A 24,727-nucleotide genomic window follows, 5' to 3' on the forward strand; every position below is an offset into this window, starting at 1 on the left:
GTCCTGCATCTTATACAAGATACGCAGTTCTGCGTAGGGAACAGGCCCCACGGACGCGCCGCGCGGCCGCGCTGCCGGGGTCAGTCGAGGGGGCCGCGCAGACGCGCGAGAAGGCCGTCGAGCTGGTCGAGACTGCCGAACTGCAGGGTGATTTCCCCCGCTCCCTTGCGATTGGCCCTGATGCGGACCGTCGCGCCCATGACGTCGGCAATTTCCTCCTCGAGGCGCTGGAGATCGCGGTCGGGGGGCACGGCGGTCTTCTTCGGACGCGGGTTGACGGTCTGCTGGACGAGGCGCTCGGTGTCGCGTACTGACAGCCCGCGCGCGGCGACCTGATTCGCAAGCTGGATCTGGCTTGCGCCGTCGAGCGGGAGGATGGCGCGCGCGTGCCCCATGTCGATGTCGCCGGCCATGAGCAGTTCCTGCACGGGGCGTGCGAGGTTGAGCAGGCGCAGCAGGTTGGAGGCGGCCGGGCGCGAGCGGCCGACGGCGTCGGCGGCCTGCTGGTGGGTCATGCCGAATTCGTCGATGAGGCGCTGGATGCCGCTCGCTTCCTCGAGGGGGTTGAGGTCCTCACGCTGGATGTTCTCGATCAGCGACATCGCGAGCGCGGCTTCGTCGGGGATCTCGCGCACGAGGCAGGGCACTTCGGCGAGCTCGGCGATCTGCGCGGCACGCCAGCGGCGTTCGCCGGCGATGATCTCGTAGCCGCTGCCATCGACGGGGCGCACGAGGATGGGCTGCATGACGCCCTGGGCCTTGATCGAGGCGGCCAGTTCCTCGAGCGAGCCGGGGTCCATGCGCGTGCGCGGCTGATACTTGCCGGGCCGCAGCGTGACAACGTCGAGGGTCTGCAGTTCGCCGACGGCGTCGTCGTCGTTGTTCGCCGCGAGCAGGGCGTCGAGGCCGCGGCCTAGGCCTTTGAGTTTGGGTCGGGACATGGGCTTTGCCTGCTGGATCGTGGGCGGGTTACAGCGTCTTCACGCGTTCGATCATTTCGTTCGCGAAGGCCATGTAGGCCTGCGCCCCCTTGGCGGCGCGATCGAACACGACGCCGGGCATGCCGTGGCTGGGCGCCTCGGCGAGGCGCACGTTGCGCGGCACGATGGCGTCGAACACCTTGTCGCCGAAGTGGCTCTCGAGCTGGGCGGAGACCTGCTGCTGCAGCGTCATGCGCGCATCGAACATGACGCGCAGCAGGCCGATGATCTTGAGGTCGCGGTTGAGGTTGGCATGGACCTTCTTGATCGTGTTGACGAGATCGGACAGGCCTTCGAGCGCGTAGTACTCGCACTGCATCGGGATGATGACGCCGTGGGCGGCGCACAGGCCGTTGAGCGTGAGCATCGACAGCGAAGGCGGACAGTCGACGAGGACGAAGTCGTAGTCGGCGTCGAACTGCTTGAAGGCGTCGCGCAGGCGGTTCTCGCGGCGCTGGAGGTCGACGAGCTCGACCTCCGCACCGGCCAGGTCGCGGTTCGCCGGCAGGACGTCGTAGCCGCCGGACGGGGAGCTTGCGCGCACTTCGTCGAGCGTCGCGAGGCCGACGAGGACGTGATACACGGACTTCTGCAGCGCGCGCTTGTCGATGCCGCTGCCCATCGTCGCGTTGCCCTGCGGGTCGAGGTCGACGAGCAGGGTGCGTTGCCCGGCGAGCTGCAGCGCGGCGGCGAGGTTCACGCAGGTGGTCGTCTTGCCGACTCCGCCTTTCTGGTTGGCGACGCAGAAGATTCGTGCCATTCAGCTCTTTTCCACGATGATCAGGTGTCGTTCGGCGCCGAGTCCCGGCACCGTCAGCGGCACGGCCTCGACGACGCGGAAGTCGGCGGGCAGGCGCGCGATTTCGTCATGAGGATACACGCCCTTCATGGCAAGGAAGCGACCGCCGGGGCGCAGCAGGTGCTGCGTGAGGCCGACGAAATCGGCGAGTTCGGAGAAGGCGCGCGATACGATGGCGTCGAACGGGGCGTCGGGGTGCACGTTCTCGACGCGTTCATTCACGACGGTGAAGTTCGCGAGCCCGAGCTCGATCTTCGCCTGCTGCTGGAAGCTCGCCTTCTTGTTGACGGTCTCGATCGACGAGATCGCGAGCGCGGGTTGGCGGCCTGCCGTCGCGATCGCGAGCGGGATGCCGGGGAGTCCGCCGCCCGAGCCGACGTCGGCGAGGCGTTCGATGCCCGTCAGCTGCGGCAGGAGCGCGAGCGAATCGAGCAGGTGATGCGTGACGATCTGGCCGGGATCGCGGATCGACGTGAGGTTGTAGACCTTGTTCCACTTCTGCAGCAGCGCGGCGAAGGCGAGGAGCCGCGTCTGCACGTCGACCGGCAGGGTGAGGCCCATCTGGGCGAGGCCGCGCTCCAGCGTCATCGCGCTCACTGGACTACCCTCCTGTCGCTACGCGACATCCTCCCCAAGGGAGGAAGAGCGCCCCCTTCGGGCGGCCGCGCGTGGGCGCTCATGCCGACTTCGCCTGTGGCGGCTCATCGCCCGCGCTGCTGCGGCCGCGCGCGACGAGTTCGCGGCGCTTGAGCCACACCAGCAGCAGCGAGATCGCGGCCGGCGTGATGCCCTGGATGCGACCGGCCTGGCCGATCGTCTCGGGCTTGTGCAGGTTGAGCTTCTGCTGCACTTCCTTGGACAGGCCGCGCACGTCGGCGTAGTCGAGGCCGGCCGGCAGGCGCGTCGATTCGGCCTGTAGCTGCTTGGCGACCTCGTCCTGCTGACGGTCGATGTAGCCCTGGTACTTCGCGGCGATCTCGAGCTGCTCGATGACCTGCGGGTCGGTCTCGGGGGTCTCGGGCGCGCCGGGCAGCGTCATGAGCTCGACGTAGCGGGTGTTCGGGCGGCGCAGCAGCTCGAAGAAGCGGTATTCGCGTTCGAGCGCCTTGCCGACGACGCGCTCGGCGTCGGCCGCGGGCACGCGTTCGGGATTCGCCCAGGTGGCTTTGAGGCGCGCGGTTTCGCGCTCGATCGCTTCGCGCTTGCGGCAGAAGGCGTCCCAGCGCACGTCGTCGACGAGACCCAGTTCGCGGCCCTTTTCGGTGAGGCGCAGGTCGGCGTTGTCTTCGCGCAGCGAGAGGCGATATTCGGCGCGCGACGTGAACATGCGGTAGGGCTCGGCGACGCCGCGGGTGACGAGGTCGTCGACGAGCACGCCGAGGTAGGCCTCGTCGCGGCGCGGGCACCAGGCTTCGCGCCCCTGCACCTGCAGCGCGGCGTTGGCGCCGGCGAGCAGGCCCTGCGCGGCGGCTTCCTCGTAGCCGGTGGTGCCGTTTATCTGGCCGGCGAAGAAGAGGCCGTGAAAGGTCTTGGTCTCGAGGCTGCTCTTGAGGTTGCGCGGGTCGAAGTAGTCGTATTCGATCGCGTAGCCGGGACGCAGGATGTGCGCGTTCTCGAGGCCGCGGATGGAGCGCACGACGGCGAGCTGGACGTCGAAGGGAAGCGAGGTGGAGATCCCGTTCGGGTAGATCTCGTGCGTCGTGAGGCCTTCGGGCTCGAGGAAGATGTTGTGGCTGTCCTTGTCGGCGAAGCGGTGGATCTTGTCCTCGATCGACGGGCAGTAGCGCGGGCCGACCCCTTCGATGACGCCGGAGTACATCGGCGAGCGGTCGAGGTTGGCACGGATGATGTCGTGGGTGCGCTGGTTGGTGTGCGTGATCCAGCACGGCAGCTGCGCGGGGTGCTGGGCGGCCGAGCCGAGGAAGCTGAACACCGGCACGGGGTCGTCGCCGGGCTGCTCCTGCATGACGGAGAAATCGATCGTGCGCGCGTCGAGGCGCGGCGGGGTGCCGGTCTTGAGGCGCCCCTGCGGCAGCTTGAGTTCCTTCAGGCGCTGGCCGAGGGAGATCGCGGGCGGGTCGCCGGCGCGGCCCGCGGAGTAGTGTTCGAGGCCGACGTGCACGAGGCCGTTGAGGAAGGTGCCGGCGGTGAGCACGACGGCGGGGGCCTCGAAGGCGAGGCCGATCTGCGTGACGACGCCGGTGACGCGGTCGCCCGCGACGGTGATGTCGTCGACCGCCTGCTGGAACAGCCACAAGTTGGGCTGGTTTTCGAGGCGCCCGCGGATCGCGGCCTTGTACAGCACGCGGTCGGCCTGGGCGCGGGTGGCGCGCACGGCAGGGCCTTTCGATGCGTTGAGGATGCGGAACTGGATGCCGCCCTCGTCAGTGGCGGCCGCCATCGCGCCGCCGAGCGCGTCGACTTCCTTGACGAGGTGGCCCTTGCCGATGCCGCCGATCGACGGGTTGCAGCTCATCTGCCCGAGCGTCTCGATGTTGTGCGTGAGCAGCAGCGTCTTCGCACCCATGCGCGCGGACGCGAGGGCGGCTTCGGTGCCGGCATGGCCACCGCCAACAACGATGACATCGAAACGGGAGGGATAGAACATGGCGCACCCCGGCGCGGATGGAGCGGGAAGGCCCGCGATTTTACGCTGTTGCAGTGCAAAAGCCTAGTGTTTCCCGCTCATGTTTCACAGAAAAATGTTTTCCAAACAGTTACTTGTCTCGATTTGCGAAGGGAAGATCGGTAGCGGCGCGGTCGGGCCGGGGCAACTATACTGATGAGCGTAAAGCCGACGTCGGTCACGTCGCTCGGCCGTCACCCAGACATCCAATCGCAAGAGGGGGAATGCAAATGGTCAAAGTGAGTGTGCTGTACCCGTATGCCGACGCCTTCCGCTTCGACTTTGACTATTACTGCACCAAGCACATGCCGATGGTAAAGGACAAGCTTGGCGACGCATGCCAGGGAATTGCCGTGGATCGCGGCATCGCCGGCGGTGCGGCAGGTTCGCCACCGAGCTTCGTCGCGATGGCGCACCTGTATTTCCACACGGAGGCGGATTTCCAGGCTTCATTCGGCCCGCACACGGCGGAGATCATGGACGACGTGCCGAACTACACGGACATCACGCCGGTAATCCAGATCAGCGAGGTGCTGATCAATGCGCGGCGCAGCGATCCCGGACCGTTCCACCTGCATCTGTCGAGCAGCGCGAACTGAACCGTCGGACGGCCCTGGCGCCCATTACGTCACTTCACGCGCTTGGACGTGTATTCGTCCTCGATGGTGTCGCGGTAGTAGCTCACCGGCGAGCCGCTCGCGAGAAAGCGGCGTGCGATCTCTTCGCCGACGCCGCTGTGCTGGACGATGCTGCCGTTGTCGAATTCGATCTCGAGGATGCGCGCGCCGCGATCGTAGCCGGCGGAACGGATGCCGCCGCGGCGAATGGGTTTGCGTTCGATGCTCATCGTCGCTCCTTCATGGACGGGGGAAGGGCCATTGCACTGCAAGACGCCCGTCGAGTAAAGCGGGCGCGAGACGCCCCTCCGACTCATCGCGATGGCCCGGCTGGTTTCTCCTGGATCGCCGGGATCCGCGGGTCATTCCTGGCGCAGTTGCCGATGGACGGCGTCGACGTCGGGATTTCCCGGAAGGACCTTGCCGTTCACTTCGAGCACCGGCAGCTGGATGCGGGCGTCCCCGTTGCCCGCCACGATCGAGTGCAGGCGCTCGGCGGCAGACTGGTCCTTGTCGACTGCATACACGGTGTAGCGCAGCCCGTTGCCGTCGAGCCACTCGCGCATGTCGTCGCAATCGGTGCATCCCGTGATCACGTAGATGTCGACGCGGTTGCTGCTGGCATAACTCGCCTGGGAGAGGGCTCCCGCCCCCCCGGTGTCGTCGGCATGGGCGGTGCCGTCCTCGCCGGCGCTCATCGCGGCAAGGAAGCGGGCCGCGTTCTCGGGGTCCCCGGCGATGTTGCGGTAGCTCAAGGTACCGAGAGCGAGCACGGCGGCGAGCGCGACGAGCGCCCGCCTTCCGCCACCGTCGGCAGGAACCGGGCCGTATTCGTTATCGTCGTGATCCCCGCCGATGAATAACAGCGCAAGCGCCATCAGGCCGCCGAGCACCGGCACGAAGAGGATCAGCGAAAGCCAGCCGTTGCGCCCGGTGTCGTGCAGTCTCAGGGCGATGCAGCGGACGCCGTAGATCGCTGACAGGAACATGCCGAAGCCGGCGAAGGCTGCCTTGCCCGTCTTGACCGCGAGCAGCACGAAAGCGAGCCAGAGCAGCGTGCTGACGAGCGAACTCGTAAAGTAGTCGAGCCTGCCCAGCCGCCCCGAGAATCCGACGCCCAGCACTCCCGCAGTCGCCTCGTCTGCGGGCCGCCGCCCGCGGGCTGAGGACTGCGTGCGCGCCGCGACCTCGGCGGCACGCTGCTCGCGCGCCTCGCGCTCGAGCGCCTCCTGGGCGGCCGCGTAGCGCGGCATGTCGAGTCCGCATTTGCGGCACAAGGTGCGTTTGGGCTGCGCTTCGCCGCACTTGGGGCACAGCACCTCGGCATCGGCCCCCTGGAGTGCGGGGACCTGCGGGAGGACATCCGGGGCAGCCACGGTCGGGCGGGCCAGGGCGAAGAGTTCGTTGGGTTGCGGAGCCGCGGCCCGCGGGGTCTCAACGGGCGCGACCAAGGGTTTGGACTCCCGGGGCTCCGGTGCAACAACCGGCGTGGTGGGCTTAACCGGCGTCCCACTCACGGCGGGGGGCGATTCGACGTACGCCTCGAGGTCCAGCGCGCGCAGGCGGGCGACGAGCTTTTCGGCCACGTCCGGCGTCGCACTGCGCGAAACCGCGACGGGTTTGCCACACAGCATGCGGTCGAGTTGCCCATCCTGCAGCTGGAAGGCGAGACCGACCGTGTCCCGCACGTCGGCGAGCGGCGCGCCCGAGAGCGTGCGTCCGGAAATCATCACCCTGCAATGGTCTGTCATGAGTCGAATGGAACGGCGGGCAAAGGCGGCATTCTGCCTGCAAAGCGCGCGCTCCGTGCGGCGGGGACCATGCGCCTCGTATAATTCGCGGCTTCCGGCTGCTTTCCCAGGTCCCGATGCTGATCCTGCCCCTTCCCGCGCGGCCCGACTGGAGCCGGCCCCCGCTCGCGACCCTGGCGATCATGCTGCTGTGCCTGATCGCGTTCCTGCTGCAGGGCGGCGACGCAGGGCGGGCCGAGGCGGCGTGGCGCTATTACCAGCAGTCCGGACTGGCCAGGATGGAGGCTGCCGCGTACCGGGCTGAACTCGCCCGGCGCGACGCCAAGGCGTCCACGCGCAACGGTGCCGCGCTGCTGCAGGAGATGGAAGCCGATCGAGGCTTCATGACAGCGCTGCGCGAGGGCCAAATAATCACGCGCGAGAGTCCCGACTACCCGACATGGCGGGCACAGCGGAGCCATTACGAGACGCTGCGCCAGCGCGTGCTGACGGAGCGCTTCGCGCTCGAAGGGCAGGCGCCGCGCCCGGCGACGCTGCTGACGCACATGTTCCTGCACGGCGACATCCTGCATCTGAGCGGAAACATGGCGGTCCTGTTCGTCGTCGGCTACACGGTGGAAGCCGCCCTCGGGCCGCTCGGCTTTGTCGCCCTCTACCTCCTCGGCGGGCTGGGGGCGGCGCTGCCCGATCTGCTTCTCCCCGTGACCGGGCACCGCTTGTCGCTGGGCGCCTCAGGGGCGATCTCGGCGGTGATGGCGGCCTACCTCGGCTTGTTCGGACGCCGCCGGATCGAGTTCTTCTACTGGCTCGTGTTCTTCTTCGGCACGGTGCGCGGGCCGGCACTCGCGATCCTGCCGCTATGGCTGGGCAACGAGCTGCTGCAGAACTTCGTCCTCGACCGCGACGGCAACGTGAACTACCTGGCGCACTTCGCGGGCCTGCTCAGCGGCGCGCTGCTGATCGCCGTGTACCGTTGGCGCAGGCACGGCCGGAGTGCGGAGCTCGTCCATCGGCAGGACGCCGACGAGGCGATCGCCGCCCTGCGCGCGCGGGCGGAGAAGCACGTCGCGACGATGCAGTTCGGGCCCGCCGCGCTGCTCTACCGCAAGCTGTTCGACGAGCACCATGATCCGAGTGCCGCACTCGCGGCGGAATACTGGCGGGTCGCCCGCCTCGCGCGACAAGGCGAGCTGGAGCACGACGCGCGTCGTCGGCTACTGGAATGCGCTGCAATGCGCCCTGCCGCCGTCGATTCGAAGCTATTGGCCGAGGTGCTGGGCGGGGAGGCCGAGGGTTTGCCGATGCTTGACCCCGCGAAGTGGGAGGCGCTGACCGGGCGCCTGATCGACGCGGACGAACTGGACGTCGCCGAACGCCTCGTGCTGCACTTCTTCGCCCGCCGCGAAAAACTGGGCATCGCGCTGCGCCTTGCCGGTCGACTCGCACGCGCTTTCGACGCCCGGGGCCTTGCCGACCGGGCGGTCCCACTGCGGCGGCTGGTCGCGGCCCTCGAACCGTCCCGCTAGCCGGCGGCCGAGGGATTTGCGGCAGTTGCGAGCCGGTCGAGCAATTCGCCCAGACGCCGCGCCTCCGTTGCCGCGGGACTGTCGGGGTAGTGCTCGCGGATCGCCGCCAGCACCCGACGCGCCTGCGTTTCGTCACGCTGGTGTTCGATCAGCAGGCGGGCGCCCAGCAGGTACACCGCGGGGGTGTCCGCGTGGCCGGGGAAGCGCCGGTCGAAGCCCTTGATCAGGCACGCCGCGCCGGCGTAACGCCGGGCATCGAAGAAGGCCTGCGCGAGGGGAAGGATGAACGCGCCAAGCGGAAGGCTGTACGCGGGCTCGTGCTTCCAGACGGCCTCAATGACATCGACCGCGACACGCTCCCTGCCCTTCCGCATCAGTGCCGGCAGCCATTCCGCCGCGTGAGCCAGCATCGCGCGCTCCTCCCCCGGCACCGCGCACAACAGGCGGTGCAGCCGCAGGTTGGCCGCCTGATCGCCCGGGTTCTCCGCCAGTTCGGTGCGCGCGAGGGCGATCGCTTCGGCGAAGCGGCCTTCCCTGATCAGCGCCGCGGTCTCGGCGGCGCGCCGGGCGGCGGGGTCGGGACGCGCGACGGAGGCCGTCTGGCGCTCGAACCCGACGTCGACCGCCAGCCCGAGCACGTCGTGGTACTGGTACAGCGCGTAGCCCATCAGGCGGAACATCGCGACCATGAAGTAGGCACCGAGGAAGCCGCCGAGTGCGCCGACGAGCATAGGCGGCACGACCGGCACGAGCCAGCCGAGCAGCGCCGCGCTGCTCGACGACAACAACAGCAGGCAGGCGCAGAGGCCCAAGTAAGGCATGCCGATGCCGTGGATCAGCGCCCACAGGCGCGGCGGGGCGATCGACTCGCCGAGGTCGTTCGTCAGGGCCAGCAGCATCGTGTTCGCGGGCAGCAGCAAGCCAAGGAACACGAGCAGGACCATCGCGAGGTGCACGCCGCCGATGCTCGCCGCGTACGCGCTCAGGCTGAGGCCGATTGCGATGACGACGAACTGCTTGTAGGGAAGGTACTTGCCGCCGTGCCCCGGGTGCACGAGCAGCTGGGCATCGTCCAGGTGGCCGCGCGCGGTGCGCTCCAGCACCTTGTAGCCGTAGCGCAGCGTCCCCACCAGCACGCCAAGTTGCAGGAGCAGGTTGGCGGGAAAGAAGACGGCGCCCGCCAGGCCGGCGAGGACGCCGAATCCGAGGCATGCGAGCAGCGGCTCGAGCGAGAGCGGATAGAGGAAGAAGCTGCCGAAGCGGCGCCAGTAAGGTTGGATCGGTGGCAGGGAAGGCATCGTGGATGCAGGTCGCGGGAGCACAGCCCGGAGTCTATTCCACGGTCCTGCGCCGGGGACAGCGGAATATGCCGAAGCCCGTCATTCCGCGCCCGCACGGAGGTCGCCAACGTGCCCCGAGGTTGCCAACCCTTCGCGCGACGCGGATACTCGCCCGCTTTGCTCGTCCGCGAGCCGCGAGGAAATCATGTCGACTGTCCCGCCCTGCCCCCAATGCACCCTGGAGAACACCTACCCGGACGGCGCGAACTACGTGTGCGCCGACTGCGGCTACGAGTGGCCGATGGCCGAGGCCGCAGTGGCCGACGACGAGGGCGAGACGGTCGTCAAGGATGCCAACGGCAATGTGCTGCAGAACGGCGACGCGGTGGTGCTGATCAAGGACCTGAAGGTGAAGGGCTCGTCGATCACGCTGAAGGTCGGCACCAAGGTGAAGAGCATCCGCCTCGTCGGCGGCGACCACGAGGTCGACTGCAAGATGGATGCCGGCAACTTCATGCTGAAGGCCTGCTACCTGAAGAAGGTGTGAGCGTCGGGGCGCCGCGCGCCCCGATGTCTCAGTGGTTGAGGATCTTCGCGAGGAAGGCCTGCGCGCGTTCGGAGCGCGGCTGGCCGAAGAAGTCTTCCTTGGCGGCGTCCTCGACGATGGCGCCGCGGTCCATGAAGATCACGCGGTTGGCAACCTTGCGCGCGAAGCCCATCTCGTGCGTGACGCACATCATCGTCATGCCTTCGTGGGCGAGCTGGACCATGACGTCGAGCACCTCGTTGATCATCTCGGGGTCGAGCGCAGAGGTCGGTTCGTCGAACAGCATGCAGATCGGATCCATCGCGAGCGCGCGGGCGATCGCGACGCGCTGCTGCTGGCCGCCCGAGAGCTGGCCGGGAAACTTCGCCGCCTGCGCCTTGAGGCCGACGCGGTCGAGCAGCTTCAGGCCCTTGTCGACGGCCTCGTCGCGGCTGCGGCCGAGCACCTTGATCTGCGCGATCGCCAGGTTGTCGGTGATCGTCATGTGCGGGAACAGCTCGAAGTTCTGGAACACCATGCCGACCTTGGCGCGCAGCTTGGGCAGATCGGTCTTCGGATCCTGAACGGCGATGCCATTGACGACGATGCTGCCCTGCTGGAAGGGTTCGAGCGCATTCACGCACTTGATCAGCGTCGATTTGCCCGAGCCCGAGGGGCCGCACACCACCACCACTTCGCTCTTGCTGACCTGCGTCGTGCAGTCGGTCAACACCTGAAAGCTGCCGTACCACTTCGAAACGTTGTTGATCTCGATCATCGTTCAGGACTCCGGAAGGTCAGCGGATGATGGCGATGTGCGACTGCAACCATTTCACCAGACGCGAAAGGGTAAAGCAGATGATGAAATAGACGACCGCGACGGTCGTGTACATCTCGACCGGGCGCAGGTCGCGCTGGGTGATCTTGTCGGCCGCGCCGAAAAAGTCGGTGGCGCCGATCGCATACACCAGCGACACGTCCTGGAACAGGATGATGGTCTGGGTCAGCAGCACCGGCAGCATGTTGCGGAAGGCCTGCGGCAACACCACGTAGCGCATCGCCTGGCCATAGGTGAAGCCCAATGCGTAGCCCGCGCCGACCTGCCCGCGCGGCACCGACTGGATGCCCGAGCGCATGATCTCGGAGTAGTACGCGGCCTCGAAGATCGTGAAGGTGAAGTAGGCCGAATTCGCCGCGCCGATGGGGATCTGCTTGCCGGTGATCATCTGCAGCACCAGCGGCAGGATCAGGTAGAAGGCGAGGATCACCTGCACCAGCGGCACGCTGCGGAATATATTGACGTAGCCGGCGGCGAACCACTGCAGCGGCGTGATCGAGGACAGGCGCATCAGCGCGAGCACCGTGCCGATGAGGATGCCGCCGATCATGGCGGTGACGGTGACCTGCAGCGTGTAGCGCAGGCCCTCGGCGAGGAAGGCCCAGTTCTGGACGATGACGGAGAAGTCGAAGTCGCTCATGTCCGGGGCCTCCTCACTTGCTGCCTTTGGTGCCGACGATCAGGCCCGGCACGCGCGTGCGGGCCTCGACGAAGGCGAGGATGCGGTTCATGACGAAGGCGAGGACGAAGTAGCACAGGGTCACGACGATCGTGATCTCCAGCACCTGCGAGGTCTTCTCGATGATCTGCTTGTACTGGAAGTAGAGCTCGAGGATGCCGACCGCGTAGGTCACGGCGGAGTTCTTGAAGATGTTCATCGCCTCCGACGTGAGCGCCGGCAGCACGATGCGGTAGGCCATCGGCAGGCGCACGTAGCGGTAGGTCTGCCATTCGGTGAAGCCGAGCGCGAGGCCGGCGAAGCGCTGGCCGCGCGACAGCGAGTTGATGCCGGCCTTGACCTGCTCGGCGATGCGCGCGGCGGTGTAGAGGCCGAGGCCGACGATCGCGATGACGAAGTAGGGCAGGTCCTGCTTCATCCACAGGCCGATGTTCTCCGGCACCAGCTCGGGCACGACGAAGAACCACATGAAGAGCTGGACGATCAGCGGGACATTGCGGAAGAGGTCGACGTAGGCGTCGCCGAGGCCGACGAGCCAGCGCTTCGGGGTCGTGCGCATGACGCCCAGCACCGAGCCGAGGATCAGCGCGACGACGAGCGAGGCGAGCGACACGAAGGTGGTCCAGCCGAGGCCGGACAGGATCCAGTCGTAGTACTTGAGACCGTCGTCGGTCTCCTGGAAGAAGAACATCCAGTCCCAATGGTAGTTCATGCGAACTCCCCTCCCTGGGCGGCGCGCGGGCGCCGGCTTGTTCGGATGTCGGGGCGCGGCGGCCGGACACGGGCCGCCGCGCGCGGGCCGCTTACTCGACGCCCTTGTCGGTCGGGTTCTGGAACGCGGCCTTCACCGCCGGGCTCATCGGGAAGTTGAGGTTCACGTTGCGCGGCGGGATCGGGTTCATGAACCACTTGGCGTACAGCTTCTCGGCTTCGCCCGACTTCATCAGGCCGGTGAGGGTCTTGTCGACCATGGCCTTGAGCGGCGCGTCGTCCTTGCGCATCATCACCGCATAGGGCTCGTCGCGCAGCGAGGGGCCGACGATCTCGAAGTTGGCCGGGGTCTTGGAACTGGCGATGAGGCCGGCGAGCAGGATGTCGTCCATCACGAAGGCGGCGGCGCGGGCGCTCTCGACCATCAGGAAGGAGTCGGCGTGGTCCTTGCCGTAAATGTTCCTGACGTCGATCGTCTTGCCCTTCTCGTTCTGCTTGATGAGCTGGTCTGACGTGGTCCCGGTGGTCGTGACCACGGGCTTGCCGTTGAGGTCGCCGATGTCCTTGACGCCGGAGTCCTTGCGCACCGCCATGCGCACGCTGGTGATGAAGTAGGCGACGCTGAAGCCGACCTGCTGCTGGCGTGCGACGCTGTTGGTCGTCGAGCCGCACTCGAGGTCGATCGTTCCGTTCTGCATCAGCGGGATGCGGTTCTGCGAGGTCACCGCCTGGTAGTTCACCTGCAGGCTGGACATCTTGAGCTCGGCCTTGATCGCATCGACGACCTTCCCGCACAGGTCCATCGCATAGCCGATGGGCTTCTGGTTCGCGTCGAGGTAGGAGAAGGGCACCGAGGACTCACGGTGGCCGATCGTGATCGCGCCGGAATCCTTGATTTTCTGCAGCGTGCCGGTGAGCTGGGCATGGGCGGGCGCGGCGAGACCGGCGATGGACAGGCACAGGGCGACGGCGGTGAGTGACTTGCGCATGAACGGACTCCACTTGTGTTGGTTCGGAAATGCGGAGGACGGCTCTATTGCCCGGTCAGGCAGGGGCAGCCGGCGGGTGACGGCCGCCCGCGTCCATCGTAAGGCATGGCGCAGCGCGCGGGCATAGGGATCAACCCGAGTCCCCGCTCGTGCGCGCCGCCGGGCGGATTTACACATTGTAACCGGCACGCACACCATGTCCGCGGCATTGTATGGACAGCCTGCCGGGGGAGGCTGCCGCGCCGCGGACGCAGCAGCGGATTGCCGGCCCGGACGCGATGGACGGTTGTCGGGGAACACGTGACGGAACTCCTTCGAACGGGAGCGTGCTTCAAATATAGTTCAGCAGCGGAGGCGCGCGCCAGATCGCGTAACGGCGGGCCTTGCGACGATTCGGCATGGAGGACGGCGGTGGCATCATCCCCTGATGGCGTGATCTCGGAACTGCTGCAGGACGAGCGTCCCGCGGGCGGAAGGGAAGACCGCATCGCCGCCGCGCAGGCACGCGCCGCGGAACAAGCCGCTCTCGCCCGGCGCATGCGGCGGCGCGCCGTCGGGCTGGGCATCCTCGCCTTCCTGTTGGCGGTCGCGGCCATCGCCGCGCTGGTCGCGCAGCAGGTCGCGGAACTGCAGCGCCGCCAGCAAGCCGATGTCGTGCTGTCGCTCCAGCTCGTCGCCACGGCCCTGCGCCATCTCGACACCGACCCGGACCTCGCCGCGCGCGCGGCGTCCGAGGCGCTGCGCCGCACCGCGGACGCCGCGCCCTTCGTGCGCGGCCAGGCCGAGGACGCGGCACGGCGCGCGCTCGACGCAAGCCGCCTGCGCCTGACGCTGCGCGGACACGCGAACCGCGTGAATGCGATCGCCTTCAGCCCCGACGGGGCGCTCATCGCGTCGGCCGGGCAGGATGGCACGGTACGCATCCGCAATGCCGCCGACGGCGCGGCGCCTGTCGAGCTGCACGGACACGAGGGAGAGGCCCGCGATCTTGCCTTCGGCCCGGACGGGAAGACGCTCGCATCGGTAGGCGAGGACGGCCGGATCATCCTGTGGGACGCTGCGCGCGGCGAACGGCTGCGCGAGCTGCCGCGCCAGCCGGAGCCCCTCAACGGCGTCGCGTTCGGGCGGGACGGGGAGATCGTGGCGACGGTGGGGAGGAGCCCGGTCGTGCGGCTGTGGGACGCGGATACGGGCGGCCTGCTCGCGAACCTCACCGGCCACAGGGCCCCGCTGCACGCCGTCACCTTCAGTCCCGACGGGCGACACCTGGCGACGGCGGGCGGCGATGCCGTGCTGCGCGTGTGGGACCTGTTGAGCGGCCGGGCGCTGCATGTGCTCGAAGGCCATGCAGGCGCGGTCCTCGCGCTCGCATTCAGTCCGGATGGGCGCTGGCTGGCGAGCGCGGGCGAGGACCACCGGGCGCGCCTGTGGGATGCCGGCAGTGGCGCGCCCGTGCGCGAGCTGCCCGAACAGCCCGACACCATCCGTGCCGTCGCCTTCAGCCCGGACGGCAGTCTGCTGGCGACCGGAGGTAACGACGGCTCGGCGCGGCTGTGGGACGCGGCAGGCTGCACGCTTCCGACCGGCGAATGCCAGCCGCTCGCGGCGCTCGCCGCGGAGGGCAACCCCGTGACCGACCTCGCCTTCGACACCGCCGGCGCACGACTCGCGACAACCGGCGCCGACGGCAGCGTGAAGCTGTGGGACATCGCCTTCGGCCACGCGGGGGCGATCCGCAGCCTCGCCTACAGTCCGGACGGCAGGCGGCTCGCAACGGCTGCAACCGGCACGATCGCCGCCGTGTGGGACATCGAAAGCGGAAAAATCCGGCACCGGCTCGCGGGGGAGGCGAGCGCCGCATCGCGCGTCGCATGGAGCCCGGACGGCAGTCGCATCGCGACCGCGCAAGACGACGGCAGCGCAACGGTATGGGACGCCGCCGGCGAGCGGCCGCCGCTCATGCTGCGCGGGCACACGGGGCGCATAAGTGGCATCGCCTTCAGCACCGACGGGCACCACGTCGTCACGGCCGGACGCGACGGGATGGTGGGCGTATGGGACGCCGCCAGTGGGGCGCGACGGCTGTGGCTGCGCACCGGTGCGGCCCCGCTGAACTGCGTGATCTTCAGCCGCGACGGGCGCAGCGTGCTGACGGCCGGTGCCGACGGCGCCCTCACGGAATGGAAGGCTGCGGACGGCAAGCGGCTGCGCAGCCTGCAGGAGCGCGGCGACGGGATCCTCGACCTCGCGCTGAGTCCGGACGGCTCGCTGCTCGCGACCGCCGGCACGGACCGCGTCGCGCGCCTGTGGGGCATGACGGGCGGAAAGCCGGTGCGCAGCCTCGCGGGTCATGCGGGCGCGATCGGCGCGCTCGCCTTCAGCCCCGACGGCCGCCTGCTCGCGACCGCCGGACGCGACCGCAGCGCGCGCGTTTGGGAGATCGCCAGCGGTGCGGAGCGCCTGGTGCTGCCGCCACAGGATGGCGCCGTGAATGCCGTCGCCTTCTCGCCCGACGGGCGCCTGCTCGCGACCGGCGGCGACGGCCGGCGCGTGCATTTCCATCCGCTCGACCCGGGGCAAGTCGCGACCGCGCTGCACGAACGCGTCGGCAACGGCTTCACGGACGCGGAATGCGCGCGATACCTCAACCGCACCCCCTGTCCGCCCTGAGCCGCACTGCGTGCTAAGCTGGACGGCCATGCCGGATTCATTGCCTGCGGAGCCCGAAGAAGATGCCCAGCCTGCTGCCCCAACCCGATCCCGACGGTTTGCTCGAATACTCGGTCGTGTATACCGACCGCGCGCTCAATCACATGTCGCAGCGTTTCCAGGGCGTCATGCGCGACATCTCGCGCGTGCTGAAGAAGGTCTATGGCGCGCACGCGGCGGTCGTCGTGCCCGGCAGCGGCACCTTCGGCATGGAGGCGGTCGCGCGCCAGTTCGCGACCGGGAGGAAGTGCCTGGTGATCCGCAATGGCTGGTTCAGCTACCGCTGGACGCAGATCTTCGACATGGGCGGAATCCCGTCCGAATGCACGGTGCTGAAGGCGCGACCGGTCGCAGCCGGTCCGCAGGCAGCGTTCGCACCTGCGCCGATCGCCGAGGTCGTCGCGGCGATCCGCACGCACAAGCCTGATGTGGTGTTCGCCCCGCACGTCGAGACCGCGGCCGGCATGATCCTGCCCGACGACTATCTGCGCGCCGTCGCCGATGCCGTGCATGAGGTCGGCGGCCTGTTCGTGCTCGACTGCATCGCCTCCGGCACGATCTGGGTGGATATGGCCACGAGCGGCGTCGACATCCTGATCAGCGCGCCGCAGAAGGGTTGGAGCGCGCAGCCGTGCTGCGCCCTCGTGATGCTGGGCGAGCGCGCGCGCGCGCGGATCGAGGCGACGACCAGCACCAGCTTCGCGTGCGACCTGAAAAAGTGGCTGCAGATCATGGAAGCCTACGAGAAGGGCGGCCATGCCTACCATGCGACGATGCCGACCGATGCGCTGACCGCGCTGCGCGACGTGATGCTGGAGACCGAGGCCTACGGCTTCGACAAGGTGAAGGCGGAGCAGCAGGAGCTGGGCCGGCGCGTGCGCGCGCTGCTCGCCGCACGCGGCTTCCGCAGCGTCGCCGCACCGGGCTTCGAGGCGCCGGGCGTGGTCGTGTGCTACACGGACGACCCCGAAATCCAGTCCGCGCGGAAATTCATCGCGCAGGGCCTGCAGACCGCCGCCGGCGTGCCGCTGCAGTGCGACGAGCCGGCGGACTTCCGCAGCTTCCGCATCGGCCTGTTCGGCCTCGACAAGCTGCATGCGGTCGAGCGCAGCGTGGCCTCGCTGGAAGCAGCGCTCGACGCGATCCGCCCCGCGTAGCCGACACGGCCTGACACGACCGCCGCTGTATCCCTGCCTGCCCGGGGAACTCTCCGAGTTCCTCGGTTACAATTCCTTCCGCATATAACGGGGGAATTGCATGCGGTTCGGAAAGGCAGGATCGAGGGGTTTCGGCGTTGCGCCGGTGGCGCTCGTCATCGTTCTGGTGGCCGCACTCGGCGGCTACTTCTTCGCCACGCGCGACCGGACGGGCGCGGACGCCGAGGCCGGCAACGTGCCCTTCGAGGTCGTGGACGGCGCCCCGCGCGAGCTCGACGGATCGCCCGCCCTCGCGCTGTCGTTCAGCCTTCCGCTCGACGCCCGCGGCGATCACGACAAGTTCCTCCAGGTGCTGGAGATGCCGTCTCCCGCCCACGCGGCAGAAGGTTCGTCGGCGGGCGTGCACTACGAAGAAGAGGAAGACGGAAGCACGACGGCCGGGGTCAGCAACGCGAGCAGCCGCGAGCCGGTCGACACGGTGACCGAGGGCGGCACGCCGGTCGCGGGCGCCTGGGTCGTCGGCGAAAACCCGCGACTGCTGTTCTTCCCGCACGTCAAGCCGCAGACCCGCTACGTCGTGCGCGTGTTGGCCGGCCTGCCGGCGAAGGACGGCAGCAAGCTCGATGCGGAAGCGCGCTTCTCGATCCGCATGGGCACGGTCGCCCCGGCGTTCTACTTCGCCAGCCGCGGCATGGTGCTGCCTGCCGGGCAGAACGGCGGCCTGCCGGTCACGACCGTGAACGTGCCCGAAGTCGACATCCAGTTCCTCAAGGTCAAGCCGGAGCACCTGTCCGAATTCCTCGACCAGGTCGTGGCCGGTCCGGCCGGCCAGCCGACCCGCGACGCGTCCGCCGACGCGGAAGGCGGCGAAGCCGACGACGAGGAAAGCTACTACTACGGCGATGCGGGCACCCGCCTCAAGGGCGCCGTCGACGGCTGGCAACTCGACCAGCTGCACCGCCTCACGACCAGCGCCTTCATCGGGCGCTTCGTCACCGAACAGAAGTCCGATCGGCGCCGCGTAACCTTCATTCCCGTCGAGGACATCCCCGCGCTGCGCGAACCGGGCGTCTACGTCGCGGTGATGTCGCAGCCGAACCGCTTCCGCCACGAGTTCCAGACCACCTATTTCTACGTCAGCGATCTCGGCCTGCACGTGCGCCAGTACGCCGCCGGAGCCGACGCCTACGTGAGTTCGCTGGCCAGCGGCAAGGCCGTGAGCGGCGCCGAGCTGAGCTGGATCGACGGCGAAGGCAAGACCCTGGCGCGCGGCGAGACCGACGGCGACGGGCGGGCGAACTTCGCCGAACGCCCCAAAGGCGCGCGCGTGCTGACGGCACGCAAGGGCGAGCACCTGTCGCTGATCGCCCTCAAGGAGCCGGCGCTCGACCTCGGCGAGTTCGACATCGCCGGCACGCCCTTCGTCCCGGTGCGCCTGTTCGCCTACAGCGGACGCAACCTGTACCGCCCGGGCGAGCGCTTCGACGTGTCGGTGATCGCCCGCGACGCCGACGGACGCGCCGTGCCGCCGCAGCCGATCCAGGCCGCGCTGCGCCGGCCGGACGGCAAGCTGCAATGGACGCGGACGTGGAAGCCGCTCGAACTCGATCCCGGCTACTACACCCAGGCGATCGAGCTGCCGATCGACGCCGCGACCGGCTCGTGGGCGCTGGAATTGCGCACCGACCCTGCGGCCAGCACGGCGGCGGCGGTGATGCGCTTCGGCGTCGAGGAATTCCTGCCGGAACGGATGAAGCTCGACCTGACCAGCACCGAGGCCAGTCTCGCGGACGGTGCGAGCTGGCGCATCGACGTCAGCGGGCGCTACCTGTACGGCACCCCCGCCGCCGGCAACAGCCTCGTCGGCGTCGTGAACACCGAGCGCAACCGCAATCCGCTCGCACACAAGCTGCCCGGCTTCGTATTCGGCGATGCGGACGAGGATACGGTCAAATCGCGCACCGAGCTGTCGGAAACCGCGCTCGACGACGCGGGCAAGGCGAGCATCGACGTGGATCTCGAACCGGTCGCCGGCCGGCGCTCGCCCTTCACCGTGCGCGCCACCATCGGCCTGCTCGAGAGCGGCGGCCGGCCGGTCATCCGCAGCATCGAGCGCGTGCATTGGCCCGCGCCGGTGCTGGTCGGCGTCCGCCCGCTGTTCGTCGGCGCCTATGCGCGCGAAGGCGCCGCGGCGGAGTTCGAAGTGGTGCGCGCCGACACCGCCGCCACCCTCAAGGCGGGCACCGCGCTGCCGGTGCGGCTGTTCCGCGAGAACCGCAACTACTACTGGCGCTTCGACGACCAGCGCGGCTGGAATTCGGGTTTCACCGAAACCGATGAGCTGGTGTCGACCACGCAGGTGTCCATGCCCGCCGGCGGCCGCGGCAAGCTCGCGCTGCCGGTCAAGTACGGCCGCTACCGGCTCGAGGTGTTCGACCCGGAAACGCAGCAGACCGCACGCTACCGCTTCTACGCCGGCTGGTACGCTCAGGACGACGAAACCCGGGGCGTGCGCCCGGACCTCGTCGCGCTGAAGCTGGACAAGGCGGGCTACGCCGACGGTGAAACGGCGCGCCTGACGATCACCCCGCCGCATGCCGGCGAGGCGCTCGTGACCGTCGAGGGCGACAGGGCGCTGTGGGTGCGCCGCCTCTCGGTCGGCGCCGACGGCACGACGATCGACATCCCCGTCGACAAGGAATGGAAGCGCCACGACCTGTATGTGTCGGTCATGGTGCTGCGGCCGGGCAGCAGCGGCGACACGGTCACGCCGGCGCGCGCGCTGGGCCTGATTCACCTGCCGCTCGAACGCAGCCAGCGCAAGCTCGACGTGGCGCTCGAAGCGCCACAGAAGATGAAGCCCGAGCAGCCGCTGAAGGTTCGCGTGAAGGTGCCGGAGGCCAAGGGCCAGAAGGCGATGGTCACGCTGTCCGCGGTCGATGCCGGCATCCTCAACATCACCGCGTTCAAGAGCCCCGACCCGTTCGGCTTCTTCTTCGCCAAGCTGCGCTACGGCGCCGACGCGCATGACGTGTACGGGCGCCTGATCGAGAAGATGGCGGGCGACAAGGGACGGCTCAAGTTCGGCGGCGACGCGGCGCCCAAGCCGACCAAGAGCCTGCCCAAGAAGGTGCGCCTGGTCGATCTCTTCAGCGGCCCGGTCGCGCTCGACGACAAGGGCGAGGCGGAGATCTCGCTGCCGGTGCCGGACTTCAACGGCAGCCTGCGCCTGATGGCGGTGGCGACCAGCGGCGAACGCTTCGGCATGCAGGAGGCCGAGGTCGTCGTCGCGGCGCCGTTGGTCGTCGAACTCGCGACCCCGCGCTTCCTGTCGGTCGGCGACAGCGCCGTGCTCGCGATGGACGTGCAGAACCTCTCCGGCGCCGCCCAGGACGTGCGCATCAGCGTGACCAACGGCGACGGCCTTGTGATCCAGGCCGGCGAGCAGCGCATTGCGCTCAAGGACCAGCAGAAGCGCATCCTGCGCATCCCCGTCGAAGCCGGGACGGCGCTGGGACTCACGGAGGTGCGCGTGCATGTCGAAAGCGAGGCGCTGAAGCTCGACCGCAGCTTCCCGCTGCAGGTGCAGGCACCGACGCCGCGTCAATCGGTGATGAAGCGCGTCGTCGTCGCACCGGGCGAAACGGTGGAATTGCGCGACGCCGAACTGGGCGGATTCCTGAAGCACAGCGTCGCGGCGACGCTGGCAGTATCCGACAAGGCACCGATCGACGTGCGCGGCGCCGTGCGCGGACTGCTGACCTACCCCTACGGCTGCGCCGAGCAGACGACGAGCACGGCATATCCGCACGTATTCATCGACGAGACGGCCGCGAAGCAGTTCGGCCTGAAGCCCTACACGCAGGCCCAGCGCGCCGAAATGCTCGAAAAGGCGATCGGGCGGCTGGCCGGGATGCAGGCGCCGAACGGCGGCTTCAGCCTGTGGGGCAACGTCGGCAACTACGAGTACTGGTTGTCGGCCTACGTCACGAACTTCCTGCTCGACGCGCGCGAACAGGGCTTCAACGTCCCGCCCGAGATGGAGAAGCGCGCCGTCGAGTTCCTGCTGAAGGGCCTGCAGGAAGGCGTCGCCGGCCTGCCGCGCGAAGCGGTGAGATACAGCGCCGATTCGGTGTGGGCCGACCACCGCTACGCCGGATCGGGCCGCTTCGCGGTGCTCGCCTACGGCGCCTACGTCCTCGCCCGGCAGGGCAAGGCCCCGCTAGCGACGCTGCGGCAGCTGCACGAGTCGCAGGCCGCGGCGCACTCGGGCCTCGGCCTGGTGCACCTCGGCATCGCACTGAAGCTCATGGGCGACGAGGCGCGCGCAACGAGCGCGGTCGAAGCCGGCATCCGGAAGAACCGTCCGGACAATTACTGGTGGGGCGACTACGGCAGCACCCTGCGCGACTGGGCGCTGATGTACGTGCTGCTCGAGAAGCACGGCCTCAAGCCCGAAGGCCGCGAGAACCTCGTGAACCTCGTCGCCGGCGAGCTGGAGCGCGGCCGCCACCATTACCACAGCACCCAGGAGAAACTCGCACTGTTCCTGCTCGGCCGCAGCTTCGTGACCGGAGCCGGCGGCAACTGGACGGCCGAAACGGCCAGCGGCGGCAGGACGCAGGCGATCGGCGGCAAGGGCACGCAGTTCCTGTCCCTGTCCGCCGAGGACGTCGCCGGCGGCGTCCGCCTCACCAATACCCATCAGGAAAAGCTCTTCGCCGAGTTCAATCTCGCGGGCAACCCCGCGGCGATGCCCGCGGCACGGCGCGATGCCTTCGACCTCAGGCGCGAGTGGTACACGCCGGACGGGCAGCCGCTCGGCAAGCGTCCGCTGCGCGTCGGCGAGACACTGGTCGTCCGCGTGCGCGTCAGCACAGCCGGCCGCCACGCCAACGGCCTGGTCGTCGACTACGTGCCGGCCGGGGTCGAGATCGAGAACGCCAACATCGTGCAGGGCGAGCAGTCGGCGATCAGCATCGGCGGGATCGACCCGCGCCAGGCGATGCAGGACGGCGCGATCCAGCACGTCGAGTTCCGCGACGACCGCTTCGTCGTCGCCGCGCGGCTGCGGGGCGAGATGAACTTCTTCTACCGCGTGCGCGTCGTCACGCCGGGACGCTTCGTCGTGCCGCCGACCTACGCCGAGGACATGTACCAGCCGCACATCTACGGCATCGCCGGAGGCGAGGAAACGCTGCAGATCAGCGACGGACACGGCGACGGAGCCGGCAGCGGGCAATGAGCCGCCGCCTGCGCCTTGCGCTCGCGGCGGCGCTGGCCCTGCTGCTGCTGGCGGACCAGCTCTTCCCGCCGCCCCTCCCCGGGCGCGCGGCACCGCATGCGCAGGTGGTGCTGGCGCGCGACGGCACCCCGTTGCGCGCCTTCCCCGACCGCACCCACATCTGGCGCCATCCCGTCCGTAAGGACGAGGTGTCGCCACGCTACCTCGAGGCCGTGATCGCCTACGAGGACCGCTTCTTCCACTGGCATCCCGGCGTGAATCCGCTGGCGCTGCTGCGCGCCGCGGGGCAGTGGGCCACCAGCGGCCGCGTCGTCTCGGGCGGCTCGACGCTGACGATGCAGGTCGCGCGCATCCTCGAGCCGACGCCGCACACGCTGCGCGGCAAACTGCGCCAGATGGTGCGCGCGCTGCAGCTGGAACTGCGGCTGTCCAAGCACGAGATCCTCGAGCTCTACCTCGGCTACGCGCCGATGGGCGGCGTGCTCGAAGGGGTCGAGGCGGCCAGCCGGGCCTATCTCGGCAAACCGGCGGCACGCCTGACGGAATCCGAGGCCGCGCTGCTGACGGTGCTGCCGCAGGCCCCTTCGCTGCTGCGCCCGGACCGCTATCCCGAACGCGCGCGGGCGGCGCGCGACAAGGTGCTGGCGCGCATGGCGCCGCACTGGGGCGCCGACGTCGTGCGCGAGGCGCGCCAGGAACCGGTGATCGCGCAGACGGTGCGCGAACCGCTGCTCGCGCCGCTGTTCGCCGAGCGCGTGCGCCGCGAGCACCCCCGTCAGCTGCGCGTGGAGACGACCCTGGATGCGGGCATGCAGGGCATGGTCGAACAGCTCCTCGCGTCGCGGCTGTCGGTGCTGCCGCCGCGCGTGTCGATGGCGGCGCTGGTGGTCGACAATGCGACGCTGGAAGTGCTCGCGTACGCGGGCTCCGCCGACTTCGCCGACGAAAGCCGCTTCGCGCACGTGGACATGGTGCGGGCGATGCGCTCGCCCGGCTCGACGCTGAAGCCTTTCCTGTACGGACTGGCGCTCGACGAGGGCCTGATCCACTCCGAATCGCTGCTGGCCGACGTGCCGCAATCCTTTTCCGGCTACCAGCCGGGCAACTTCCAGGCGAACTTCAGCGGCCCGGTCGGCGTGTCGCAGGCGCTGCAGAAGTCGCTGAACGTGCCGGCCGTGGAGGTGCTGGACCATCTCGGGCCGCAGCGCTTCGTCGCGCAGCTGCGCCGTGGCGGCCTCAGGCTCGAGCTGCCGCGGGGCGCCGGGCCCAACCTGAGCGTGATCCTGGGCGGCGCCGCGACGAGCCTGGAAGGCCTGGTCGGCGCCTATACCTCGTTCGCGCGCGGCGGCATCGCCGCCCGGCCGCGCTACGCGCAGGACGCCCCGCTCGAGGAGACGCGCATGATGAGCGCGGGCGCGGCCTTCATCGTACGCGACATCCTCGAATCGGGCGGACCGCTGGCGCGCGCGGTCGAAGGCGGCGTCGGGGTGCGCCGCGGCATCGCCTTCAAGACCGGGACGAGCTTCGGCTTCCGCGACGCCTGGTCGGTCGGCGTCAGCGACCGCCTGACGGTGGGCGTGTGGGTCGGCCGACCCGACGGCACGCCCAACCCGGGCTTCTTCGGCGCGAACATCGCCGCGCCGCTGCTGATCGACGTGTTCGCCGCGGTCGATGGCGCGCCGCCCGGACCGCGCGTCCCGCCCGAGGGGGTATCGCAGGCGAAGATCTGCTGGCCGCTGGGCACCTGGAGCGCGGACCTCCCGCCCGGACTGTGCCACGAACAGCGCACCGCCTGGATCCTCAACGGCGCCGCGCCGCCGACCTTTCCCGACCGCCTGCGCGGCGGCACGCCGCGTTACACGGACTACCGCGACGCGGAAAGCGGCCTGCGGGTGCGTGCCGGCTGCGCGCCGGGCGAGATGCGCGCGGTGGAGATGGCGCGCTGGCCGGCCGCGCTCGAACCCTGGCTGGACAGCGGAACGCGGCGGCACGCCCTGCCCCCCGCATGGGCGCCGGCGTGCAGGGACGCCGTCGCGCCCGAGGCGGGACTGAAGATCGTCGGCGTCACCGACGGCGAGACGATACGCCGCGCCGGCACCGGCCCCGCCCCCGAGCTGCGGCTGGAGGCCCGCGGCGGGCAGGACAGCCTGACCTGGCTGGTGAACGGCGTGCAGGTCGGGCGCGTGGCGGCCGGCCGCTCGCTGCTGTGGCAGTTTCCTGTCGCCGGCCCGCACCGGATCACCGCGATGGACGACGCGGGCCGCTTCGACAGCGTGGAGATCAGCGTGCGCTAG

At 69.2% G+C, this 24,727-nt stretch carries 18 protein-coding genes; 7 read left to right on the top strand and 11 right to left on the bottom strand.

Annotated features, from left to right (window positions below):
- Positions 1–80 precede the first annotated feature (80 nt).
- From GPA27_RS06605 to mnmG, 4 genes are all read right to left on the bottom strand, one after another.
- Positions 81–941, bottom strand: coding sequence for a ParB/RepB/Spo0J family partition protein (locus GPA27_RS06605; RefSeq protein ID WP_169138764.1), 861 nt, complete (start codon positions 939–941; stop codon positions 81–83).
- A gap of 28 nt (positions 942–969) precedes the next feature.
- Positions 970–1,740 carry a ParA family protein gene (locus GPA27_RS06610; protein ID WP_169138766.1) on the bottom strand — a complete coding sequence of 257 codons (771 nt, stop codon included), beginning with the start codon at positions 1,738–1,740 and terminating at the stop codon, positions 970–972.
- Positions 1,741–2,376, bottom strand: a complete 636-nt coding sequence (gene rsmG, locus GPA27_RS06615) for a 16S rRNA (guanine(527)-N(7))-methyltransferase RsmG (RefSeq protein WP_373322732.1) — start codon at positions 2,374–2,376, stop codon at positions 1,741–1,743.
- Positions 2,377–2,455: 79 nt separating this feature from the next.
- Complete coding sequence (gene mnmG / locus GPA27_RS06620; RefSeq protein WP_169138768.1) at positions 2,456–4,387, bottom strand: tRNA uridine-5-carboxymethylaminomethyl(34) synthesis enzyme MnmG; 1,932 nt, start codon at positions 4,385–4,387, stop codon at positions 2,456–2,458.
- Between the two features lie 242 nt (positions 4,388–4,629).
- On the opposite strand from mnmG, the gene GPA27_RS06625 reads away from it, so the two are divergent.
- A complete protein-coding gene (locus GPA27_RS06625; protein ID WP_246260976.1) occupies positions 4,630–5,004 on the top strand; it encodes an EthD family reductase in 375 nt (124 codons plus the stop codon).
- Positions 5,005–5,033: 29 nt separating this feature from the next.
- Here GPA27_RS06625 and GPA27_RS06630 read toward each other — a convergent pair whose 3' ends face one another.
- Together GPA27_RS06630 and GPA27_RS06635 are read right to left on the bottom strand one after the other, a co-directional pair.
- Positions 5,034–5,252 carry a KTSC domain-containing protein gene (locus GPA27_RS06630; protein ID WP_169138770.1) on the bottom strand — a complete coding sequence of 73 codons (219 nt, stop codon included), beginning with the start codon at positions 5,250–5,252 and terminating at the stop codon, positions 5,034–5,036.
- A 132-nt stretch (positions 5,253–5,384) separates the two neighbouring features.
- On the bottom strand, positions 5,385–6,752 hold the full coding sequence (locus GPA27_RS06635) for a DUF805 domain-containing protein (protein ID WP_169138772.1): 1,368 nt from the start codon (positions 6,750–6,752) through the stop codon (positions 5,385–5,387).
- 137 nt (positions 6,753–6,889) lie between these two features.
- Between GPA27_RS06635 and GPA27_RS06640 the strand changes: the two genes are divergently transcribed.
- Positions 6,890–8,299: a rhomboid family intramembrane serine protease gene (locus GPA27_RS06640; protein ID WP_169138774.1), complete on the top strand. Its 1,410-nt coding sequence runs from the start codon at positions 6,890–6,892 to the stop codon at positions 8,297–8,299.
- Here GPA27_RS06640 and GPA27_RS06645 read toward each other — a convergent pair.
- On the bottom strand, positions 8,296–9,597 hold the full coding sequence (locus tag GPA27_RS06645; RefSeq protein WP_169138776.1) for a tetratricopeptide repeat protein: 1,302 nt from the start codon (positions 9,595–9,597) through the stop codon (positions 8,296–8,298). The genes GPA27_RS06640 and GPA27_RS06645 overlap by 4 nt on opposite strands.
- A gap of 187 nt (positions 9,598–9,784) precedes the next feature.
- On the opposite strand from GPA27_RS06645, the gene GPA27_RS06650 reads away from it, so the two are divergent.
- Positions 9,785–10,126, top strand: coding sequence for a zinc ribbon domain-containing protein YjdM (locus GPA27_RS06650; protein WP_169138778.1), 342 nt, complete (start codon positions 9,785–9,787; stop codon positions 10,124–10,126).
- Positions 10,127–10,154: 28 nt separating this feature from the next.
- On the opposite strand, the gene GPA27_RS06655 is transcribed toward GPA27_RS06650, so the two are convergent.
- The 4 genes from GPA27_RS06655 to GPA27_RS06670 form a co-directional block, all read right to left on the bottom strand.
- Positions 10,155–10,883 (bottom strand): amino acid ABC transporter ATP-binding protein, encoded by a 729-nt coding sequence (locus tag GPA27_RS06655; RefSeq protein WP_169138780.1) that lies wholly within the window; start codon positions 10,881–10,883, stop codon positions 10,155–10,157.
- A 19-nt stretch (positions 10,884–10,902) separates the two neighbouring features.
- On the bottom strand, positions 10,903–11,583 hold the full coding sequence (locus GPA27_RS06660) for an amino acid ABC transporter permease (RefSeq protein ID WP_169138782.1): 681 nt from the start codon (positions 11,581–11,583) through the stop codon (positions 10,903–10,905).
- A 13-nt stretch (positions 11,584–11,596) separates the two neighbouring features.
- Positions 11,597–12,334, bottom strand: a complete 738-nt coding sequence (locus GPA27_RS06665) for an amino acid ABC transporter permease (protein WP_169138784.1) — start codon at positions 12,332–12,334, stop codon at positions 11,597–11,599.
- Between the two features lie 91 nt (positions 12,335–12,425).
- Entirely contained in the window at positions 12,426–13,322 is an 897-nt protein-coding gene (locus GPA27_RS06670; RefSeq protein WP_169138786.1) for a transporter substrate-binding domain-containing protein, read from the bottom strand.
- Between the two features lie 411 nt (positions 13,323–13,733).
- On the opposite strand from GPA27_RS06670, the gene GPA27_RS06675 reads away from it, so the two are divergent.
- From GPA27_RS06675 to pbpC, 4 genes are all read left to right on the top strand, one after another.
- The gene (locus GPA27_RS06675; RefSeq protein ID WP_169138788.1) at positions 13,734–15,992 is read left to right on the top strand and encodes a WD40 repeat domain-containing protein; all 2,259 of its coding nucleotides are present in this window, start codon (positions 13,734–13,736) and stop codon (positions 15,990–15,992) included.
- A 62-nt stretch (positions 15,993–16,054) separates the two neighbouring features.
- On the top strand, positions 16,055–17,188 hold the full coding sequence (locus GPA27_RS06680) for an aminotransferase class V-fold PLP-dependent enzyme (RefSeq protein WP_169138790.1): 1,134 nt from the start codon (positions 16,055–16,057) through the stop codon (positions 17,186–17,188).
- 100 nt (positions 17,189–17,288) lie between these two features.
- Positions 17,289–22,433 carry an alpha-2-macroglobulin family protein gene (locus GPA27_RS06685; RefSeq protein ID WP_169138792.1) on the top strand — a complete coding sequence of 1,715 codons (5,145 nt, stop codon included), beginning with the start codon at positions 17,289–17,291 and terminating at the stop codon, positions 22,431–22,433.
- Positions 22,430–24,727, top strand: a complete 2,298-nt coding sequence (gene pbpC / locus GPA27_RS06690; protein WP_169138794.1) for a penicillin-binding protein 1C — start codon at positions 22,430–22,432, stop codon at positions 24,725–24,727. Before GPA27_RS06685 ends, pbpC begins: the two co-directional genes overlap by 4 nt.

Origin of the sequence: Aromatoleum toluolicum, assembly GCF_012911005.2 — a bacterium.
Classification (GTDB): domain Bacteria; phylum Pseudomonadota; class Gammaproteobacteria; order Burkholderiales; family Rhodocyclaceae; genus Aromatoleum; species Aromatoleum toluolicum.

Coding starts and splice junctions, on each gene's coding strand:
- GPA27_RS06605 (WP_169138764.1), bottom strand. CDS start 941: ATGTCCCGACCCAAACTCAAAGGCCTAGGCCGCGGCCTCGACGCCCTG.
- GPA27_RS06610 (WP_169138766.1), bottom strand. CDS start 1,740: ATGGCACGAATCTTCTGCGTCGCCAACCAGAAAGGCGGAGTCGGCAAG.
- mnmG (WP_169138768.1), bottom strand. CDS start 4,387: ATGTTCTATCCCTCCCGTTTCGATGTCATCGTTGTTGGCGGTGGCCAT.
- GPA27_RS06625 (WP_246260976.1), top strand. CDS start 4,630: ATGCAAATGGTCAAAGTGAGTGTGCTGTACCCGTATGCCGACGCCTTC.
- GPA27_RS06630 (WP_169138770.1), bottom strand. CDS start 5,252: ATGAGCATCGAACGCAAACCCATTCGCCGCGGCGGCATCCGTTCCGCC.
- GPA27_RS06635 (WP_169138772.1), bottom strand. CDS start 6,752: ATGATTTCCGGACGCACGCTCTCGGGCGCGCCGCTCGCCGACGTGCGG.
- GPA27_RS06640 (WP_169138774.1), top strand. CDS start 6,890: ATGCTGATCCTGCCCCTTCCCGCGCGGCCCGACTGGAGCCGGCCCCCG.
- GPA27_RS06645 (WP_169138776.1), bottom strand. CDS start 9,597: ATGCCTTCCCTGCCACCGATCCAACCTTACTGGCGCCGCTTCGGCAGC.
- GPA27_RS06650 (WP_169138778.1), top strand. CDS start 9,785: ATGTCGACTGTCCCGCCCTGCCCCCAATGCACCCTGGAGAACACCTAC.
- GPA27_RS06655 (WP_169138780.1), bottom strand. CDS start 10,883: ATGATCGAGATCAACAACGTTTCGAAGTGGTACGGCAGCTTTCAGGTG.
- GPA27_RS06660 (WP_169138782.1), bottom strand. CDS start 11,583: ATGAGCGACTTCGACTTCTCCGTCATCGTCCAGAACTGGGCCTTCCTC.
- GPA27_RS06665 (WP_169138784.1), bottom strand. CDS start 12,334: ATGAACTACCATTGGGACTGGATGTTCTTCTTCCAGGAGACCGACGAC.
- GPA27_RS06670 (WP_169138786.1), bottom strand. CDS start 13,322: ATGCGCAAGTCACTCACCGCCGTCGCCCTGTGCCTGTCCATCGCCGGT.
- GPA27_RS06680 (WP_169138790.1), top strand. CDS start 16,055: ATGCCCAGCCTGCTGCCCCAACCCGATCCCGACGGTTTGCTCGAATAC.
- GPA27_RS06685 (WP_169138792.1), top strand. CDS start 17,289: ATGCGGTTCGGAAAGGCAGGATCGAGGGGTTTCGGCGTTGCGCCGGTG.
- pbpC (WP_169138794.1), top strand. CDS start 22,430: ATGAGCCGCCGCCTGCGCCTTGCGCTCGCGGCGGCGCTGGCCCTGCTG.